General features: G+C 60.6%; 14 protein-coding genes and 1 pseudogene. 8 read left to right on the forward strand and 7 right to left on the reverse strand.

Annotated features, from left to right (window positions below; translation table 11 throughout):
- Positions 1–84 precede the first annotated feature (84 nt).
- Genes AC1RJ3_RS07745 through arsC form a run of 3 tightly spaced genes read right to left on the reverse strand, consistent with a single transcriptional unit; the run spans position 85 to position 1,458 of the window.
- Positions 85–510, reverse strand: a complete 426-nt coding sequence (locus tag AC1RJ3_RS07745) for a DUF2069 domain-containing protein (protein WP_054593579.1) — start codon at positions 508–510, stop codon at positions 85–87.
- Position 511: 1 nt separating this feature from the next.
- The gene (wrbA, locus tag AC1RJ3_RS07750; RefSeq protein ID WP_103318739.1) at positions 512–1,108 is read right to left on the reverse strand and encodes an NAD(P)H:quinone oxidoreductase; all 597 of its coding nucleotides are present in this window, start codon (positions 1,106–1,108) and stop codon (positions 512–514) included.
- Positions 1,105–1,458, reverse strand: coding sequence for an arsenate reductase (glutaredoxin) (arsC, locus tag AC1RJ3_RS07755; protein ID WP_054593577.1), 354 nt, complete (start codon positions 1,456–1,458; stop codon positions 1,105–1,107). Before arsC ends, wrbA begins: the two co-directional genes overlap by 4 nt.
- Positions 1,459–1,575: 117 nt before the next feature.
- Here arsC and AC1RJ3_RS07760 point away from each other — a divergent pair, with 117 nt between their 5' ends.
- On the forward strand, positions 1,576–2,040 hold the full coding sequence (locus tag AC1RJ3_RS07760; RefSeq protein ID WP_347927748.1) for a TlpA disulfide reductase family protein: 465 nt from the start codon (positions 1,576–1,578) through the stop codon (positions 2,038–2,040).
- 145 nt (positions 2,041–2,185) lie between these two features.
- On the opposite strand, the gene AC1RJ3_RS07765 is transcribed toward AC1RJ3_RS07760, so the two are convergent.
- From AC1RJ3_RS07765 to AC1RJ3_RS07780, 4 genes are all read right to left on the reverse strand, one after another.
- Complete coding sequence (locus AC1RJ3_RS07765; protein WP_103318744.1) at positions 2,186–2,590, reverse strand: META domain-containing protein; 405 nt, start codon at positions 2,588–2,590, stop codon at positions 2,186–2,188.
- On the reverse strand, positions 2,590–3,024 hold the full coding sequence (locus tag AC1RJ3_RS07770) for a hypothetical protein (RefSeq protein WP_054593574.1): 435 nt from the start codon (positions 3,022–3,024) through the stop codon (positions 2,590–2,592). Before AC1RJ3_RS07770 ends, AC1RJ3_RS07765 begins: the two co-directional genes overlap by 1 nt.
- A gap of 81 nt (positions 3,025–3,105) precedes the next feature.
- The gene (locus AC1RJ3_RS07775) at positions 3,106–4,095 is read right to left on the reverse strand and encodes a 2-hydroxyacid dehydrogenase (protein WP_493078244.1); all 990 of its coding nucleotides are present in this window, start codon (positions 4,093–4,095) and stop codon (positions 3,106–3,108) included.
- Between the two features lie 66 nt (positions 4,096–4,161).
- Positions 4,162–6,912, reverse strand: a complete 2,751-nt coding sequence (locus tag AC1RJ3_RS07780; RefSeq protein WP_347927746.1) for a response regulator — start codon at positions 6,910–6,912, stop codon at positions 4,162–4,164.
- Between the two features lie 217 nt (positions 6,913–7,129).
- Between AC1RJ3_RS07780 and AC1RJ3_RS07785 the strand changes: the two genes are divergently transcribed.
- From AC1RJ3_RS07785 to AC1RJ3_RS07815, 7 genes and pseudogenes are all read left to right on the forward strand, one after another.
- Positions 7,130–7,852: a response regulator transcription factor gene (locus AC1RJ3_RS07785; protein WP_489112280.1), complete on the forward strand. Its 723-nt coding sequence runs from the start codon at positions 7,130–7,132 to the stop codon at positions 7,850–7,852.
- Positions 7,853–7,880: 28 nt separating this feature from the next.
- A pseudogene (locus tag AC1RJ3_RS07790) lies at positions 7,881–8,579 on the forward strand (sensor histidine kinase); the annotation flags it as partial.
- Positions 8,580–8,789: 210 nt separating this feature from the next.
- On the forward strand, positions 8,790–9,692 hold the full coding sequence (gene cysM / locus AC1RJ3_RS07795; protein WP_054593570.1) for a cysteine synthase CysM: 903 nt from the start codon (positions 8,790–8,792) through the stop codon (positions 9,690–9,692).
- Positions 9,692–11,044 carry a 23S rRNA (uracil(1939)-C(5))-methyltransferase RlmD gene (rlmD, locus tag AC1RJ3_RS07800; protein WP_493078248.1) on the forward strand — a complete coding sequence of 451 codons (1,353 nt, stop codon included), beginning with the start codon at positions 9,692–9,694 and terminating at the stop codon, positions 11,042–11,044. Before cysM ends, rlmD begins: the two co-directional genes overlap by 1 nt.
- A gap of 122 nt (positions 11,045–11,166) precedes the next feature.
- Entirely contained in the window at positions 11,167–13,410 is a 2,244-nt protein-coding gene (relA, locus tag AC1RJ3_RS07805; RefSeq protein WP_054593568.1) for a GTP diphosphokinase, read from the forward strand.
- 149 nt (positions 13,411–13,559) lie between these two features.
- Positions 13,560–14,393: a nucleoside triphosphate pyrophosphohydrolase gene (mazG, locus tag AC1RJ3_RS07810; protein WP_493078250.1), complete on the forward strand. Its 834-nt coding sequence runs from the start codon at positions 13,560–13,562 to the stop codon at positions 14,391–14,393.
- 25 nt (positions 14,394–14,418) lie between these two features.
- Positions 14,419–14,961 carry a DUF2058 domain-containing protein gene (locus AC1RJ3_RS07815; RefSeq protein WP_054593566.1) on the forward strand — a complete coding sequence of 181 codons (543 nt, stop codon included), beginning with the start codon at positions 14,419–14,421 and terminating at the stop codon, positions 14,959–14,961.
- Positions 14,962–15,072: the final 111 nt, after the last annotated feature.

Raw genomic sequence — 15,072 nt, forward strand, 5'->3', positions numbered from 1 at the left:
CCCCTGCTCCTACGGTTTTAGTGGGTACGACACAAAACCGTAGGAGCAGGGGGGCGCCTAGCTCTTGCCCGCGATGGCGTCCTGTCAGGCGACGGAGATCTCGCCTTCGCCGGCCAGCTTACGGTTCAACTGGAACCGCCAGCGCACATACAGCAGTGCCGAGCAGAACACTGCCAGGCTCGCGGCCATTTCCAGCAGACCAAACACCTGTCGATTCGGGTCGAACGCGGCGGTCGCGCCCTTGATGAAATACAGGTTCACCACAAAACACATCCATGAATGCCCGCGCGCGCTGCCGCTGAGCATGCCTGGTGCCAGCACCAACAAGGGCACCAGTTCAATCAGTAGGATGACCCACGGCCGTGCACCATGCAGGTCGGCGATCAGCAGGTAATAGGCGCAGAGCAATCCCGCCAGGCCGAAGTAGCACAGCAGGCTGATGACGCGCATCGCCCGAACTCGCGGTTCGAGCCAATCGATGGAGGGCAGAACCTTCGGCTTTTTGGCCACGTTAGCGCTCCAGTTTCAGGGCGGTTTTCGCCAAGCGCAGACCCAAGGCCCGGCACAAGGCGACTTCATGCTCGTTCAAGCCGCTTTTGCCGTCAGCACCGGCGTGATGGCTGGCGCCGTAAGGCGTGCCGCCACCGCGGGTCTCGAGCAATGCCGATTCGCTGTAGGGCAGGCCGGTGATCAGCATGCCGTGGTGCAGCAATGGCAACATCATCGACAGCAAGGTGGTTTCCTGGCCGCCATGCAGGCTGGCCGTCGAGGTGAAGACCCCGGCCGGTTTGCCCACCAGTGCGCCGGTCAGCCACAGGTTGCTGGTGCCGTCGAGGAAGTACTTCAGCGGCGCCGCCATGTTGCCGAAGCGGGTCGGGCTGCCAAGGGCCAGGCCCGCGCAGTTTTTCAGGTCGTCGAGGCTGGCGTACAGCGCGCCTTCGTCGGGAATGTCCGGCGACACCGCCTCGCATTCGCTGGAGATCGCCGGCACCGTGCGCAGGCGCGCTTCCATCCCGGCCTGTTCCACGCCACGGGCAATCTGTCGGGCCATTTCATTGGTCGAGCCGCTGCGGCTGTAATACAGAACCAGAATGTACGGCGTACTCACGGCAGAATCTCCAGCAGGTTCTCTATCGGACGGCCGATGACGGCTTTGTCACCGACTTCGAGAATCGGTCGTTCCATGAGTTTTGGATGTTCGGCGATGGCGGCGATCAATTGCGCTTCGCTCAGGCTGCTGTCGGCCAGGTTCAGGGCTTTGAATTCGTCTTCGCCGGTGCGCAGCAATTGGCGGGCGCTGATGCCGAGTTTGCCCAGCAAGCTTTGCAGCTGCGCGGCGTTCAGCGGGGTTTCCAGGTAGCGGACCACGGTTGGAGTCAGGCCACGGGCTTCCAGCAGTTCCAGCGCACCGCGGGATTTCGAGCAGCGCGGGTTGTGATAAAGCGTCAGATCGGTCATGTGCGGTTCGCATCTTGCGTAAGGTGGCGGCTATTCTACCTGTGCAGCGAGCAGTCCTGAACCTTGGGAGGCGATGGGTCGCAGCAGAACCTGTTTTTTTTGAGTAAGGATGATCCCATGACAAGGCGACTGACAGCAGCATTGGCCCTCTTCGCAACCTTGCTGCTTGGCGGCTGCGGCTATGACTACGGCACCGATCAGTTGGGACAGAAAGTAGCGTCCGAGCGGTTGGATGGCCGATGGTTTGTACTTAATTACTGGGCCGAGTGGTGTAGCCCGTGCCGTACCGAAATTCCGCAATTGAACGTGTTGGCTGAACAGCTCAAAGGTCAGAAGATCAGTGTGTTCGGGGTCAATTTCGACAATGTGCAGGGCGAAGAACTCAAGAGCGCCAGTGAAAAGCTCGGGATTACGTTCACCGTGCTGGCCCAGGATCCGGCCGATCGCTTCGAATTGCCACGCAGCGAGGCGCTGCCGGTGACTTACATCATCGATGACAAGGGCAAGGTGCGTGAGCAGTTGATGGGAGAGCAGACGGCGGCGGGGGTGATGGCGAAGCTCAAGGTGTTGCAGGCGATGTGACGACTACTTGTGGCGAGGGGGCTTGCCCCCGTTCGAGTGCGGAGCAGTCGCAGAAACTGCGATGCGGTATCGCAGTTGCAGGATTAGGGGCTGCTTCGCAGCCCAACGGGGGCAAGCCCCCTCGCCACAGGAGCAATCGAGGGGTTTAGCCTTCTTCAAGCCACCAGCGCAGCGGCTTGCCTTCGGCGGGCCAGAAGCGCATTTGCTCGATCGGCGAGATGTCCCAGCGCTGCACGGATTCCAGCGCTTGCAGGAAGCGTTTTTCCTGTTCCATCAAGGCCGGGGCGCACATTTTGCGAGTGCTGCCGACTTTGCCGAAGCTCAGTTTGTCACCGTCCAGCGTGTAGGGCGCGAACCAGTGGTTGCAGCCACCATTGCCATAAGCGCGACCGTCTTCACCCAGGGTGATGGTCAGGTGGCTGTAGTCGATCAGCGGGCGTTCGCCGATCCACTCCAGCACATAGCTGCGATCCTGCTGCAGTTGCACCGGCTCAGCGGCGCAACCCAGCAGGCTGGCACCTGCCATGGCGGCCAGAACGAGGTGTTTCATTACACGGGCTCCTGGCATTTCGGGCACAGGTGCTTCTCGCTGGCGGTGGTCCAGCCCAGTTCGGCAATCCGTGCGGTGGCGGCCGGTTTTTCGGCCTTGTTGCCCAGCTTGGCGTCGACCGCGAACTCGAATTTCAGTTCTTTGGCGCAGCTGTCGCAGTTCACTTGCCAGTTGTGGATCGCCAGTTCACCAAACACCGGACCACTGGCCACGGCAACCCACTGGCCCATGGGTTTGAGCAGGTGACGAACGTTTTCAACGGTCAGGCGCATGGACAAGTCCTTGCTGCCTTTGAGGGTGACCAACAACACGTCATCGGCGCGTATCGAGCCGCCGTTGCCGGTGACTTGATAACGCCCCGGCGTCAGCGCGCGGCATTCGGTCAGGGTGTGTTGCGGGTTCATCAGGCTGTAGCGGAAATCGTGTTCGACCATGGGTCCTCCAAATATGCGCGGTATGCTAGCACGCGAAAGAATCGGGCATGGCCCATGGTTGCGACCTTCGATCAGACCAAATCAGCTTTCGACCTGATTGTGAGGTGTGCCAGCGGCCCAATCGGTGATGTTCTGCAAGGTGGTCATGGCAATTGCGGCCAATGCTTCGTGGGTCAGGAAGGCCTGGTGTGCGGTGATGATCACGTTAGGGAAGGTCAATAGCCGCGCCAACACGTCGTCTTGCAGCGGCCGGTCGGAGCGGTCCTCGAAGAACAGTTGGGCTTCTTCTTCATAGACGTCCAGCCCCAGATACCCCAATTGACCGCTTTTCAGTGCGTCGACCAGCGCGGGTGTGTCCACCAGTCCGCCACGCCCGGTGTTGATCAGCATGGCGCCGGGCTGCAGATGTGCCAGCGACTGGCTGTTGATCAGGTGTTTGCTATCGGCGGTCAGCGGGCAGTGCAGGCTGATGATCTGCGCTTCGGCCAACAGCTCAGGTAACGGCAGGTAACGGACACCGAGCGCCTGGACTTGCGGATTGGGGAAGGGGTCGTAAGCCAGCAGCTTGCAGCCAAACCCGGCCATGATTTTCGCGAAGGTGGCGCCGATCTGGCCGGTGCCGACCACGCCGACGGTCTTGCCGAACAGGTCGAAACCGGTCAGCCCGTGCAGGCTGAAATCGCCTTCGCGGGTCCGGTTGTAGGCGCGGTAAAGGCGTCGGTTCAGGGCCAGGATCAACGCCACCGCGTGCTCGGCCACCGCGTGAGGCGAGTAGGCCGGCACGCGGACGATGCTCAAACCCAGGCGTTTCGCGCACGCCAGGTCAACGTGGTTGTAACCGGCCGAGCGCAGGGCGATCAGGCGCGTACCGCCTGCGGCCAGTCGTTCAAGTACCGGCGCACTCAGGTCGTCATTGATAAAGGCGCAGACCACTTCATGCCGCTCGGCCAGCGCCGCCGTATCCAGACTCAGGCGCGCAGGCTGGAAGTGCAATTCGATACCGGCGGGCACTTTGGCGGCGAGAAAACTCTCGCGGTCGTATGTCTGGCTGCTGAAGAGAATCGTACGCATGGCGTCATCCTTGTGCTCGAGTGCGCTGAGTTTAACCCTCAACGCCCGCCGCGCTATTGCGCTGGGTCAAGCGCCAATACGCGCTTGCGAGGCCAGGCGGTTGATCGCCCGCTCAAGCTCTTCCAGCGCCACGACCGCTTTGGGGTCTTGTTGCTTGAGCAGGGTTTCACTGCGCTGACAGGCCGCACGCAACTGCGGAACGCCGCAATAGCGTGTCGCCCCGTGCAGGCGGTGGACCCGTTCGATCAGGGCATTCTGGTCATTGCTTTCACGGGCGACGCGAATCGCCTCGCGATCGGCTTCCAGTGAGGCCAGCAACATCGCCAGCATGTCGGCCGCCAGATCGGCTTTGCCGGCCGCCAGGCGCAGGCCTTCATCGGGATCGAGTACCAGCAGGTCGCTGTTGTTGCCATAAACGTCGGCCCGCTCCGGACCGTGGTTACGCAGGGCCAGCCCGGTCCACTTCAACACCACCTGCGCCAGTTGGCGTTCGCTGATCGGTTTGGTCAGGTAATCGTCCATGCCGCTTTGCAGCAAGGCGCGTTTTTCGTTGGCCATCGCGTGTGCGGTGAGGGCGACAATCGGCAGTGGCGTGCAATGCCGTTCGCTTTCCCATTGGCGAATCGCCTCGGTGCTTTGGCGTCCATCCATACCCGGCATCTGCACGTCCATCAGCACCAGATCGAAGGCTTCGGTCTGCACGGCCTTGACCGCTGCGTAACCGCTTTCGACTGCCAGTACCTTGGCACCCATGTCTTCGAGCAGCGTCTGTACCAGCAGCAGGTTGGCCGGGTTATCGTCAACGCAGAGTACTTTGGGGGCGCGGCTGGAAATTGGTTCGCCCGGTTCATTGCGTAACTGGCGCGGGTTGACCAGATCCGACAGCGCACGTCGCAACTTGCGGGTGCAGGCCGGTTTGGCCTGCAATTGGCTGTGAGGGTTGGGTACCGAGAGATGGAACAGCGTCTGTTCGGTGGTCGGGCACAGCACCAGCACTTTGCAACCCAGGTGCTCGAGGTCCCAGATATGCTGATTCAGCCGCTCCGGCGGCATGTCGTTGGAGGTGATGCCGAGCACGGCAAGGTCGATCGCCTGCTCGGTCTGGTGTGCGCCGGTGACGCCATTGGTCAGGCTTTCGAGGGTGTTGAACGGGGTCACTTCAAGGCCACAGTCTTCCAGTTGATGCTGCAAGGCCTGGCGTGCCAGTTCGTGGTTTTCCAGCACTGCAACGCGGCGTCCGAGCAACGGTGGTCCTGGCAGGTCTTCGGCATCGTCGCGGGTTTTTGGCAGGCTCAGGCTGACCCAGAATTCCGAGCCTTCGCCCGGCGTGCTGTCGACCCCAATCTCGCCCCCCATCTGCTCGATCAGACGCTTGGAAATCACCAGCCCCAGACCGGTGCCGCCCGGTTGCCGCGACAATGAATTGTCGGCCTGGCTGAAGGCCTGAAACAACGCGCGTACGTCCTGATTCGACAGGCCGATACCAGTGTCCTGAATGCTGATGCGCAGTTGCACGCTGTCTTCGTGTTCTTCTTCAAGCATGGCGCGGGCGACGATGGTGCCTTCGCGGGTGAACTTGATCGCGTTACTCACAAGGTTGGTAAGGATCTGCTTGAGCCGCAGCGGGTCACCGACCAGCGACAGCGGGGTGTCGCGGTACACCAGGCTGACCAGTTCGAGCTGTTTTGCGTGGGCGGCCGGGGCGAGGATGGTCAGGGTGTCCTGGAGCAGATCGCGCAGGTTGAACGGAATACTGTCGAGTACCAATTTGCCGGCCTCGATTTTCGAGAAGTCGAGAATCTCGTTGATGATTCCCAGCAGGCTGTCGGCGGACTTTTCGATCGTGCCCAGGTAGTCGAGCTGACGCGGCGTCAGTTCGCTTTTTTGCAGCAAGTGGGTGAAACCGAGGATGCCGTTGAGCGGCGTACGAATCTCGTGGCTCATGTTGGCGAGGAACTCGGACTTGATCCGGCTCGCTTCCAGGGCTTCCTTGCGCGCCAGATCCAGCTCGATGTTCTGGATCTCGATGGTTTCGAGGTTCTGCCGGACGTCTTCGGTGGCCTGATCGATGCTGTGCTGCAGTTCTTCCCGGGCGTTTTGCAGGGTACTGGCCATGCGGTTGATACCCGAGGCCAGTTCATCCAGCTCCTGGCTGCCAAGCGGGGGCAGGCGGGTTTCGAGATGACCCTCCTTGAGTTGTGCCACGGCCTGCTTGATCAGGTTCAGCGGTGTATTGATGGTGCGACCCATACGCAATGCCAGCAGCGCGGTGCCGACCAGACCTGCGGCGATCAACAGCACGCTGGCGAACAGGCTGCGATAACCGCGCAGCAACATGCCGTTGTGGGAGAGTTCCAGCTCGACCCAGCCCAGCAAGCGATCGGATTCATCGGGGATCAGCTCGCCGGCCAGGTTGCGATGCCTGCCAAACACCGGCAGCAGGTAACGGGTGGCGTCGTTGCCGGTGCGTTGCAGCATATGCGCGCTTTCGCCGGTGGGCGGCTGGTTGAGCATCAGCGGCCCGGCGTGCGCCAGTTGCGTGCGGTCCGGCGCCAGGAACGACACGGCGCGCACGTCCGGTTGCTCCAGTGACTGGGTCGCGATGCGCTCCAGCAAGTCGTCATTTTTGTGGCCCATGGCCGGGGCGACCAGAGGGGCGAGCTGTTCGGCGATCATTTCGCCGCGTTGCAGAAGTTGGGTTTGCAGGTCGGACTGTTGCATCCAGGTGAAGTAGCCGCCCAGAACCAAGGCCATCAGGCTGGTCGGCAACAAGGTCAACAACAATACGCGACCTTTGATCCCCAGTTTCTTCAGCACGTCACTCTCCTGCTATCACGCTGTTTATAGATGACCGTGCGTGCATCCGGCACGCGCTACCCGCGCAGTGTAGCGATTTGCTGGCAGGCAATCCCGGCAAATTATCCAGAGCTTTGTGACGGTTTGAACGTTACCGGGAGCCGCGACGAGAGTCACGGGTTGCTCACTGCCGGGCAATCTAGAATAATCAGTGATTGAGAATGACTAGCAGAAGCTAATGACTCCCGTATCCGTTGTCCCCCCGCGTGTCCTGGCGATTGAAGACGACCTTGTAGTGGGGGCACATGTTCATGAACATCTGGGGCGCTGTGGTTTTCAGGTGACCTGGTGCCAGAACGGCGAGGACGGGTTGGCGATTGCTCGCGAGCAGACCTTCGATATCGTGCTGATGGATATTGTGCTGCCAGGCATGGATGGCCTGGCGGTATTGACCGACCTGCGGACTCGCGATTCCACCCCGGTGCTGCTGATGTCGGCACTGGGCGCCGAAGCGGATCGCATCAGCGGTTTTCGTCTGGGGGCCGATGACTACCTGCCCAAGCCTTTCAGCATGGCCGAGTTGCGGGTACGCATCGAAGCTATCCTGCGGCGGGTGGCCCTGGACCGGCGACATACGTCGCCAGCGTTCAACGGCGACGTTCACAACCTGCGTTTCGATGATGAACAGTGTGATGTTCATTATGCTGAGCAGTGGGCCGGGCTGACTCGCAGCGAATACCGGCTGCTGGAAACCCTGAACCGCAATGGCGATGAAGTGCTCGGCAAGGCCTTCCTTTATCAGCAGGTGTTGCAGCGCGGCTACGCGCCCCACGACCGCAGCCTGGACATGCACATCAGCCAGATTCGCCGAAAACTCAAGGCCATCGGCTACGGCGAACGCGAAGTGCGCACCGTGTGGGGCAAGGGCTATGTAATGAGTGCCGTTGATGAGAGGGTCTGACCGGGTGACGCCTTTGAACAACCTTGATGAACAGGTCCGCGCTTTCGATCAAATGTCCGAACGCCGGCAAAGCCCCGTGGCTGTGCAGCAGCAACTGCTACGCGACTTGTCTCATGAACTGCGCACACCGTTGAGCCGTCTGCGGGTGGCCAGCGAAAGTGAAGAGGACCTGCTGCAACTACGCGAGCGCATTGGTCGCGAAGTCGATGGCATGCAACGGCTGATAGAAAACACTCTGCAACTGGCCTGGCTCGACACGGAGTGCTCGGCATTACCGGATGAGGCGATCCAGATACAGGCGCTGTGGGAAATGCTCACAGAAAACGCCTGTTATGAAAGCGCTTGGCCCGCCGGGCAACTGCACTGCGCGGTGGCGGCTTCGTGCTGGGTTCGCGGCCACCTGAATACCTTGGCCCAGGCACTGGAAAACATCCTGCGCAACGCCATCCGCCATTCTCCGGTCGGTGGCAGCGTGCGCCTCGATGGGCAGCGCGACGGCAATTACTGGCTGCTGTGGCTCGAAGATCAGGGCGGCGGTGTCGCCGAAGACGATCTGGAGCGTATGTTCGACCCGTTCACCCGACTCGACGGCTCACGCCCCGGCAATGGCGGTTTTGGCTTGGGCCTAAGCATCGCGCGCAACGCGGTGCAGCGTCAGGGCGGGCGCTTGTGGGCGGAGAACACGGGGCAGGGGTTGCGGCTGAATATGCGGTTGTTGGCTCATTAATGAATGCCTCTAGGGACGCTCTGCATCCCGCATCTGGGCGCATGTGGCGCAGAGCGCCACGGGCTGCATTCCCACGCAGAGCGTGGTAACGATCTGAGTCAAAACCAGCGCTTATTCCCATTAGCCATAAGCACCACACTTTGCGTGATATGGCCTACGCACGTTTGCCGGTATGATGGTCGCCCCCGCAGTCTGGATTGCGAATACACCATGACCTTGCAGTACCCAACCATCGCCGATTGCGTCGGCAACACTCCGCTGGTTCGTTTGCAGCGCCTGCCCGGCGCCACCAGCAACACCCTGCTGCTCAAGCTCGAGGGTAATAACCCGGCGGGTTCGGTCAAGGACCGTCCGGCGCTGTCGATGATTACCCGTGCCGAGTTGCGTGGGCAGATCCATGCTGGCGATACGCTGATCGAGGCGACCTCCGGCAACACCGGGATTGCCCTGGCCATGGCCGCGGCGATCAAGGGTTACAAGATGATCCTGATCATGCCTGACAACTCCAGCGCTGAACGCAAGGCGGCGATGACCGCTTATGGCGCGGAGCTGATTCTGGTCAGCCAGGAAGAGGGCATGGAAGGTGCTCGCGATCTCGCCGAGCGGATGCAGGCTGAGGGTCGCGGCAAGGTGCTCGACCAGTTCGCCAACGGCGACAACCCCGAGGCGCATTACACCGGTACCGGCCCGGAAATCTGGCGCCAGACCCAGGGCACCATTACTCATTTCATCAGTTCCATGGGCACCACGGGCACCATCATGGGTGTCTCGCGTTACCTGAAAGAACAGAATCCGGCTGTGCAGATCGTCGGTCTGCAACCAATGGAAGGCTCGGCGATTCCGGGTATCCGTCGCTGGCCGCAGGAATACCTGCCGAAGATCTATCAAGCCGATCGGGTTGACCGGATCGTCGACATGGCCCAAAGCGAAGCCGAAGACGTGACCCGTCGTCTGGCGCGCGAAGAAGGGATCTTCTGTGGCGTGTCCTCGGGTGGTGCTGTAGCCGCGATGCTGCGCCTGTCCAAAGAAGTCGAAAATGCGGTGATGGTCGCGATCATTTGTGACCGTGGCGACCGTTACTTGTCGACCGGCATTTTCGACGCACCCAACTGATGGCCAAGCAAGAGAGAGGCCTGCGCTTCCAACCCACTGGCGGCAGCAAGGCCCCGCAAGTCCCGACCGGCAAAAAGCAGCGCTTGAGCATCGAGCGTCTGGCCAATGACGGTCGCGGTATCGCGTTTTTCGAAGGTCGTACCTGGTTCGTCATCGGTGCTTTGGCTGGTGAAGAAGTCGAGGCGCGCGTCCTGGGTGCCCACGGCAAAGTTGTCGAGGCACGCACCGAGCGCGTCTTCGTCGCCAATCAATTGCGTCGTCCGGCACCGTGCGCCCATGCCGGGCGCTGCGGTGGTTGCAGCGTGCAGCATCTGCCCCACAGCGAACAACTCGCCCTGAAACAGCGCATGCTCGCCGAGCAGTTGTCGCGGGTAGCGGGTGTCGAACCCGAGCAGTGGGCGGAGCCCTTGAGCGGTCCTGAGTTCGCCTACCGACGTCGCGCCCGGGTGGCGGTGCGTTGGGACGTGAAGACGAAAAAACTCGAAGTCGGTTTTCGTGCCGCCGGCAGCCAGGACATCGTCGGTATCAACGATTGCCCGGTGCTGGTACAGCCCTTGCAACCGATCATGAGCGGTTTGCCGGAAATGCTCCGGCGTTTGAGCAAGCCTCAAGCGTTGGGTCATGTGGAATTGTTCGCCGGTTCATCACAGGCATTGTTGTTGCGGCACATGGCGCCACTGTCTGAAAACGACCTGAGCATTCTCAAGGAATTCTGCGCATTCCATGACGCCCAATTGTGGCTGCATGGCGAAGGCGAGCCGCAACCGGTCGATGCCGATCAGGCGTTGGGTTACCGACTTGAGCAATGGGATCTTGAACTGGCGTATCGCCCGGGTGACTTCATTCAGGTGAATGCCGGGGTCAATGAAGCGATGGTCGCCCAGGCGCTGGAATGGCTGAAGCCTGCCGCTGACGAACGCGTGCTCGATCTGTTCTGTGGCTTGGGTAACTTTGCCTTGCCGCTGGCGCAGAAAGTCCGTGAAGTGGTAGCGGTGGAAGGTGTGCAGGCCATGGTCGAGCGCGCCGCTGCGAATGCCGCTAGCAACAATCTGCATAACGCGAAGTTTTTTCAGGCCGATTTATCCCAGCCTTTGGCTGATGCCAAATGGGCCAGCGAGGGCTTTTCTGCGGTACTCTTGGACCCACCGCGCGACGGTGCTTTCGAGGTGGTGCGCACACTCGCATCACTGGGTGCCAAGCGCTTGGTTTATGTGTCGTGCAACCCGGCAACTTTGGCCCGCGACACGGTCGAACTGATCAAGCAGGGCTACCGGTTAAAACGTGCCGGGATCCTCGATATGTTTCCTCAGACGGCACATGTCGAGGCCATGGCGTTATTTGAAGCGAGCTAGGATGGCTCGTCTGGTCCGACCAGACCGCTCATGCATCAGCCGTTCAGCCCGGCAAGGGCGCATGAGCAACGAAGGTCAGCGATTTGACGCATTGAATCTGCGTCGTAGGGAAGGTAAGCAAGATGGTACAGGTGAGAGCACACCAGCCGATCAATACCGACGGCAGTATCAATCTCGAGGCTTGGCTCGATCATGCGGTCAGTGTCGATCCGGCACTGGATCGCGAAGCCTTGAAAGAAGCCTGCGAGTTCGCTCGTCAGGCCGAACAGCAAGACAAAGCGGCGAAGAATCTCTGGGCCGAAGGCACGTCGAGTTTTCGTACGGGCCTTGAGATCGCAGAGATCCTCGCCGACCTCAAGCTCGATCAGGATTCGCTGGTCGCGGCAATTCTTTACCGTGGCGTACGCGAAGGCCATATCCAGCTGCCGGCCGTCAGCCAGCGCTTTGGCCCGGTGGTCGCCAAACTGATCGATGGCGTGCAGCGCATGGCAGCGATCAGCGCTAGCCTGAGCCCGCGCCAATCGTTGGTGCTGGGCTCTCAGGGCCAGGTGGAAAACCTGCGCAAGATGCTCGTGGCCATGGTCGACGACGTCCGCGTCGCGCTGATCAAACTGGCCGAGCGCACCTGCGCGATCCGAGCGGTGAAAACCGCCGATGACGAAAAGCGCAACCGGGTCGCCCGGGAAGTCTTCGACATCTATGCGCCGCTGGCTCACCGTCTTGGCATCGGTCATATCAAATGGGAGCTGGAGGACTTGTCCTTCCGTTACCTGGAGCCTGACCAATACAAGCAGATCGCCAAGTTGCTGCACGAGCGGCGCCTTGATCGCGAGCGGTTCATCAGTGATGTGATGAACCAGTTGCAGGCTGAATTGCAGGCTACCGGCGTCGATGCCGACATCAGCGGCCGGGCCAAACACATCTATTCGATCTGGCGCAAAATGCAGCGCAAGGGTCTGGAGTTCAGCCAGATCTACGACGTGCGTGCGGTGCGCGTGCTGGTGCCGGAAATGCGCGATTGCTACACCGCGCTGGGCATCGTCCACACCTTGTGGCGGCACATCCCGAAAGAGTTCGACGACTACATCGCCAACCCGAAAGAGAACGGCTACCGCTCGCTGCACACTGCGGTCATCGGCCCTGAAGGCAAGGTGCTGGAAGTACAGATCCGCACCCACGCGATGCACGAAGAGGCCGAGCTGGGCGTTTGCGCGCACTGGCGCTACAAGGGCACCGACGTCAAATCCGGCTCCAATCACTACGAAGAGAAAATCTCGTGGCTGCGTCAGGTGCTCGAGTGGCACGAAGAGCTGGGCGATATCGGTGGTCTGGCGGAACAGCTGCGGGTCGATATCGAGCCGGATCGGGTGTACATCTTCACCCCCGACGGTCATGCGATCGACTTGCCAAAAGGCGCCACACCGCTGGACTTCGCCTACCGCGTACACACCGAAATCGGTCACAACTGCCGGGGTGCGAAGATCAACGGGCGGATCGTTCCGCTCAACTACAGCCTGCAGACCGGTGAGCAGGTCGAGATCATCACCAGCAAGCACGGCACGCCGAGCCGCGACTGGCTGAACCCGAACCTGGGTTACATCACCACCTCGCGAGCGCGGGCAAAAATCGTTCACTGGTTCAAGTTGCAGGCGCGTGACCAGAACGTCGCGGCCGGTAAAACCCTGTTCGAGCGCGAACTCAATCGCCTCGGTCTGCCGCAGGTGGATTTCGAAAAGCTGGCCGACAAGGCCAACATGAAAACCGCCGAGGACATGTTTGCAGCGTTAGGTGCCGGCGATTTGCGCCTGGCGCAACTGGTCAACCTGGCGCAGCAACTGGTCGAGCCGGAACGCGGCAACGAACAGCTGGAACTGATTCCGCGCAAAGCCACTGGCTACAAGCCGGGCAAGCGCGGCGACATCCAGATCCAGGGCGTCGGCAACCTGATGACCCAAATGGCCGGCTGCTGCCAGCCGTTGCCGGGCGATGCGATCGTCGGCTACATCACTCAGGGTCGTGGCGTCAGCATTCACCGCCAGGACTGCGCCTCGGTGCTGCAGCTGGCCGGGCGCGAGCCTGAGCGGATCATCCAGGTCAGCTGGGGCCCGGTGCCGGTGTTGACCTATCCGGTGGACATCATCATTCGTGCCTACGACCGTTCCGGTCTGCTGCGTGACGTGTCGCAAGTGCTGCTCAACGAGCGGATCAACGTGCTGGCGGTCAACACTCGCTCGAACAAAGAGGACAACACCGCGTTGATGTCCCTGACCATCGAGATTCCGGGGCTGGACGCATTGGGGCGGTTGTTGGGGCGTATTTCCCAATTGCCGAACATCATCGAAACCCGGCGCAACCGCACCCCGTGATGGTGATCAATGTGGGGGCGGGCTCGCGAAAGCGATTTGCCTGGCACGGCGCCGACCTTGCAGGAGCTGAGCGTGCTCGCGATAGCGGTGTGTCATGCGTGCCGCCATCACGAGCTAGCTTTGTTCCTACAGTGTGAAGAGATTGATAGATGTATTCACTTCAAGACTTGCTACACCTGATGAACCGCCTGCGGGATCCGCAGTTCGGCTGTCCGTGGGATATCAAGCAAACGTACCAGACCATCGTCCCGCATACCCTGGAAGAAGCCTACGAGGTGGCTGATGCCATCGAGCGTGGCGACTTCGATCATTTACAGGGTGAGCTGGGCGATCTGCTGTTCCAGGTGGTGTATTACAGCCAACTGGCGCGGGAAGAAGGGCGTTTCGAGTTCGACGGTGTGGTCGACAGCATCACCCGCAAACTGATTCGTCGTCATCCCCACGTATTCCCGACAGGTGATCTATACGCACCACTGGATATCCCGCGCCTCAGTGAGGAGCAGGTCAAGCAGCGCTGGGAGGAGATCAAGGCCGAGGAGCGGGCCGAGAAGTCCCTGGCCCCTGAACAATTGTCCTTGCTCGACGATGTGCCAGCGGCGCTGCCGGCGTTGTCCCGTTCGGCCAAGCTGCAAAAGCGTGCGGGGCAGGTGGGTTTCGACTGGCCGGACGCGTTGCCGGTGCTGGATAAAGTCCGCGAAGAGCTTGATGAAGTGCTCGAAGCCATGGCGGATAACGACGCGACAGCGATCAGTGACGAAGTCGGCGATCTGCTGTTTTCCGTGGTCAACCTGGCGCGTCACCTCAAGGTCGATCCCGAAAGCGCATTGCGCGGCGCCAACAGCAAATTTGAAAGACGCTTCCGATTTATCGAACAGGCATTGCGCGACACCCGCCGTCCCATAGAAGATTGCACCCTCGAAGAGTTGGACGCCTTGTGGGGCGAAGCCAAACGTCAGGAAAAGAATTTGCCCAGCTGCGGCTGAGCTGTTGCCTAAGTGAGTAAGCACCATGAGCCTTTCCCTTCGCGACCAGTTGCTCAAAGCAGGGCTGGTCAACCAAAAGCAGGCCAAACAGGTCGGCAAAGAAAAACAGAAGCAGCAACGTCTGGCCCATAAAGGCCAGATCGAACTCGATGATTCCCAGCAGCGTGCGGCCCAGGAGGCCATGGCCGAGAAGGTCAAGCGCGACCAGGAACTCAATCGCCAGCAGCAGGAAAAGGCCGAGCAGAAGGCCCGTGCCGCGCAGGTCAAGCAATTGATCGAAGTCTCGCGCTTGCCGAAGTTGACCACCGAGGACTACTACAACTTCGTGGACGACAAGAAGGTCAAGCGCATCTGCGTCAACACCCTGATGCGCAACAAGCTCAGCAGCGGTTCCCTGGCGATCGTGCATCACGCCGGCGGTTACGAAGTGATCCCGCGTGAAGCGGCCCTGAAGATCCAGGAGCGCGATCCACAACGTATCGTGCAACTGAATGTGAAGACAGAAGAAGTCAGCGCCGAAGACGATCCGTACGCGGCCTATCAGATCCCTGACGATCTGATGTGGTAAGCCTTTAAAGGTTGCAACAACGACAAACCCCGCTCATTGGCGTAATGCTGTTCACTTAAGGAAGTATGGAGGCCTGAGAAGTATCTTTGGCGAGGGAGCTTGCTCCCGCTG

The sequence above is a fragment of the Pseudomonas sp. GW822-FHT04C11 genome (assembly GCF_058800905.1).

What these genes read in the sequence shown, in the direction of transcription:
- arsC (WP_054593577.1), bottom strand. Translation starts at nt 1,458, where the DNA reads ATGACCGATCTGACGCTTTATCACAACCCGCGCTGCTCGAAATCCCGC.
- AC1RJ3_RS07760 (WP_347927748.1), top strand. Translation starts at nt 1,576, where the DNA reads ATGACAAGGCGACTGACAGCAGCATTGGCCCTCTTCGCAACCTTGCTG.
- AC1RJ3_RS07765 (WP_103318744.1), bottom strand. Translation starts at nt 2,590, where the DNA reads ATGAAACACCTCGTTCTGGCCGCCATGGCAGGTGCCAGCCTGCTGGGT.
- AC1RJ3_RS07770 (WP_054593574.1), bottom strand. Translation starts at nt 3,024, where the DNA reads ATGGTCGAACACGATTTCCGCTACAGCCTGATGAACCCGCAACACACC.
- AC1RJ3_RS07775 (WP_493078244.1), bottom strand. Translation starts at nt 4,095, where the DNA reads ATGCGTACGATTCTCTTCAGCAGCCAGACATACGACCGCGAGAGTTTT.
- AC1RJ3_RS07785 (WP_489112280.1), top strand. Translation starts at nt 7,130, where the DNA reads ATGACTCCCGTATCCGTTGTCCCCCCGCGTGTCCTGGCGATTGAAGAC.
- cysM (WP_054593570.1), top strand. Translation starts at nt 8,790, where the DNA reads ATGACCTTGCAGTACCCAACCATCGCCGATTGCGTCGGCAACACTCCG.
- rlmD (WP_493078248.1), top strand. Translation starts at nt 9,692, where the DNA reads ATGGCCAAGCAAGAGAGAGGCCTGCGCTTCCAACCCACTGGCGGCAGC.
- relA (WP_054593568.1), top strand. Translation starts at nt 11,167, where the DNA reads ATGGTACAGGTGAGAGCACACCAGCCGATCAATACCGACGGCAGTATC.
- mazG (WP_493078250.1), top strand. Translation starts at nt 13,560, where the DNA reads ATGTATTCACTTCAAGACTTGCTACACCTGATGAACCGCCTGCGGGAT.
- AC1RJ3_RS07815 (WP_054593566.1), top strand. Translation starts at nt 14,419, where the DNA reads ATGAGCCTTTCCCTTCGCGACCAGTTGCTCAAAGCAGGGCTGGTCAAC.